1 protein-coding gene is annotated in these 3198 nt (G+C 72.0%); it reads left to right on the forward strand.

Features of this window, described 5'->3' with window-relative positions:
- Positions 1-45: 45 nt before the first annotated feature.
- On the forward strand, positions 46-3198 hold a 3153-nt coding region (locus HII36_RS54210), incomplete at its 3' end, for an FtsK/SpoIIIE domain-containing protein (RefSeq protein WP_328808319.1).

A 3198-nucleotide genomic window follows, 5' to 3' on the forward strand; every position in this document is an offset into this window, starting at 1 on the left:
GGGGGAAGCAGTCCCAGCGGCTGGGGAAGTGGTCCCGGCGGCAACGTGAGCGGGCCGTTGCCCCTCTTCCGCAACGGCCGTCCCCTGGATCCGCGTGCCCCGGCCAAAGCCGTCCTGCACGACGGCGACAAGGTCACCCTCGACCCTCGCCTGGCCCGCGCCACCATCATCGAGGAACCGGTCGGCGTGGCCGAGGTCCGCGTCGTGGGTGGCCCGGCCGCGGGCGCCGTGCACCGGCTGGGCCTCGGCGCGCACGTCATCGGCTCCGACCCCATGTGCGCGATCGCCGTGGCCGATCCCACGCTGCCCCCGGAGGCCGTCACCGTACGGATGACCCCCGACGCGATCACCGTCGAACGCGCCAGGCACCTACCACCCGGACAAGCCCCCAAGCTGAAGCTGAAGGGCCGCTGGGCCGACGAGGTCGCCGAGATGACCGCGCGCGTCGACGAGCGGGAGGCCGCCGAGTTCGCCGCCGAGTACGGCGCGATCCCCGAGCTCGACGGCCGTCCGGTGGAAGACGTCGTCGACTGGCCGGACGAGGCCGTGCTGACGTGCGGTTCGTCCGTCTTCGTGCTGACCGCGATCGAGCCCAGAGACGCCCATCTGGCGCCCAGGATGGAAGGCGGCCTGTCCTACAACCGTCCGCCCAGGCTCAGGCGTCCCGAGCCGCAGCGCACGTACGTCAAGCCGAAGGAGCCCACCCGCAACGAGGGCATGCGCCTGCAGCTCCTCGCCGCGTTCCTGCCCGCCGTGCTGGGTGTGACGCTCGCGATCGCGTTGCAGGTCTGGTACTACCTGCTCGTCGCGCTGATGACGCCGATCATCATGATCGGGCAGTGGTGGAGCGACCGCCGTCACGGCAAGAAGCAGTACAGGAAGGCGCTCAAGGAATACGCCGAGCAGGTCAAGGAGTACGAGGCCGCCGTCGAGGAGGCGCGGGTCCAGGACGAGCTGACCCGCAGGTCCGACGCCCCCGACCCGGCGCAGATCCTGCTCACCGCGACCGGGCCGCGCCGGCGGCTGTGGGAACGCAGGATCCACGACGCCGACGCGCTCCGGCTCCGCGTCGGCCTGGCTGACCTGCCCGCCAACCTGGAGCTTTCCGAAGACCATGGAGACCGGCTGCCGCCGCCGATCTGCCGTTCCGTGCCGGTGGCGCTGGCCATGCGCAAGCTCGGCGTCGCGGGCGTCACGGGGCCGCGCGACGTCGCGTCCGGTCTCGCCGGCTGGCTGATCGCCCAGGCCGCCACCCTGCACAGCCCGCGCGACCTGGCCATCGTGGTCATCTCCGCGCACGCCGACGGCGAGCGGCGCTGGGGCTGGGTGCGCTGGCTGCCGCACTGCGTCCCGCACGGCGGCGAGGAGTGCGTGACGCTGGTCGGCACCGACCCCGAGTCGGCCGCCCGCCGCGTCGCCGAGCTCGCCGCGCTCATCGACGAACGTCAGAACACCACGATCCCCGAGCTCGGCAAGGTCCCCACCGGCTGGGACGACCTGGGCGGGCCGGAGAAGCCCACGTTCTCGACCTACGACGTCCGGCCGTACGACGTGCTGGTGGTGCTCGACGGCGCCCAGGCCCTGCGCGGCCTGCCCAACATGCCGCAGGTGCTGCGCCAGGGCCCGCGCACCGGCGTCTTCACCCTGGCCATCGACGACGACCAGCGCCTGTTGCCCGAGGAGTGCCAGACGGTGGCCGCGTGCGGTCCAGACGGTCTCGTCCGGTTGCAGGGCGGCGGGCTCGACGTGATCGGCCCGATCCTGACCGACCTGGTCTCCCCGCTCTGGTGCGACCGGGTGGCCAGAGCCCTGTCCGCCATCCGCGACGTGAGCAGGGAAGACCAGGCGGGCAACCTGCCCGGCGCGGTGCGCCTGCTCGACCTGCTCGGCATGCCCAGCCCGTCCGGTCAGGAGCTGGCCGGACGCTGGCGGAAACAGGGCTCGACCACGGCGCTCATCGGCATCGGCCCTGACGGCCCGTTCTCGATCGACCTGAAGTACGACGGCCCGCACGCCCTGATCGCGGGCACCACCGGCGCCGGTAAGTCGGAGCTGCTGCAGACGCTGATCTGCTCGCTCGCGGTGGCCAACCGTCCCGACCAGCTGACGTTCGTGCTGATCGACTACAAAGGCGGCGCCGCGTTCAAGGAGTGCGTACGCCTGCCGCACACCGTCGGCATGGTCAGCGACCTCGACGGTCACCTGACCCAGCGCGCGCTCGACTCGCTGGCGGCCGAGATCCGCCGCAGAGAGCGGCTGCTGCTGGCCGCGGGCGCCAAGGACATCGACGACTACACCGGCGACGGCATGCCCAGACTGGTGCTGATCATCGACGAGTTCGCGGCCCTGGTCGCCGAACTGCCCGACTTCGTCGCCGGTCTGGTCGACATCGCCCGTAGAGGCCGCTCGCTGGGCATCCACCTGATCCTGGCCACCCAGCGCCCGGCCGGCGTCGTGACGGCCGACATCCAGGCCAACACATCGCTGCGCATCGCACTGCGTGTCACCGAGCCGACCGAGTCCGGCGACATCATCGACCAACCGGACGCCGCCCACATCTCCAAGTCCACTCCCGGCCGCTGTTACGTACGGTCGGGGGCGGGGGCGGCGGTCGCCGTGCAGACGGCCAGGGTCGGCGGCCGCAGCCCCGCCGCGTCGGCCGAGCCGGTGACCAATCTGCGGGTCATCGACCTGAGCTGGCGTTCACTCGGCAAGGCGCTCCCCATGGCCCCCGAGTCCACCGAGACGTCCGCGGTCACGGACCTCAGCATCGTCGCCGACGCCTTGATCGAGGCCACCCGGCTGGCCAGGGTGCCTGGTCAGCCGAGCCCGTGGCTCGAACCGCTGCCGACCCAGGTGGTACTGGATCTGCCTACGCCGGAGATCGCCGCTCTGCCCCGGTCGCGCCGCGTCCTCATCCAGACCCGCTCGTCCACGACGGACTCCGACGGCCGTCCAAGCACCCCACCCGGCACGACGCCTGCGCCTTCCGGCACAGCGTCATCTGCCACCTCGTCGTCCGGCACTGGGAACTCCAGTACCGGGGCCTTCGGCGTCGCGTCATCCGGCACTGCCCGGACCGACACTGCCCGGACGGGCGCCGCGTCTTCCGGTGAGTTCCCGCACGATCGCAACAGCCCGCTTGGCGCACCGATCCCCGGCAACGCCGCCACTCTCGACCCGTCCACCCACCCCGGC

It is taken from the genome of Nonomuraea antri, from assembly GCF_013283785.1.
In the GTDB taxonomy this organism is placed as follows: domain Bacteria; phylum Actinomycetota; class Actinomycetes; order Streptosporangiales; family Streptosporangiaceae; genus Nonomuraea; species Nonomuraea antri.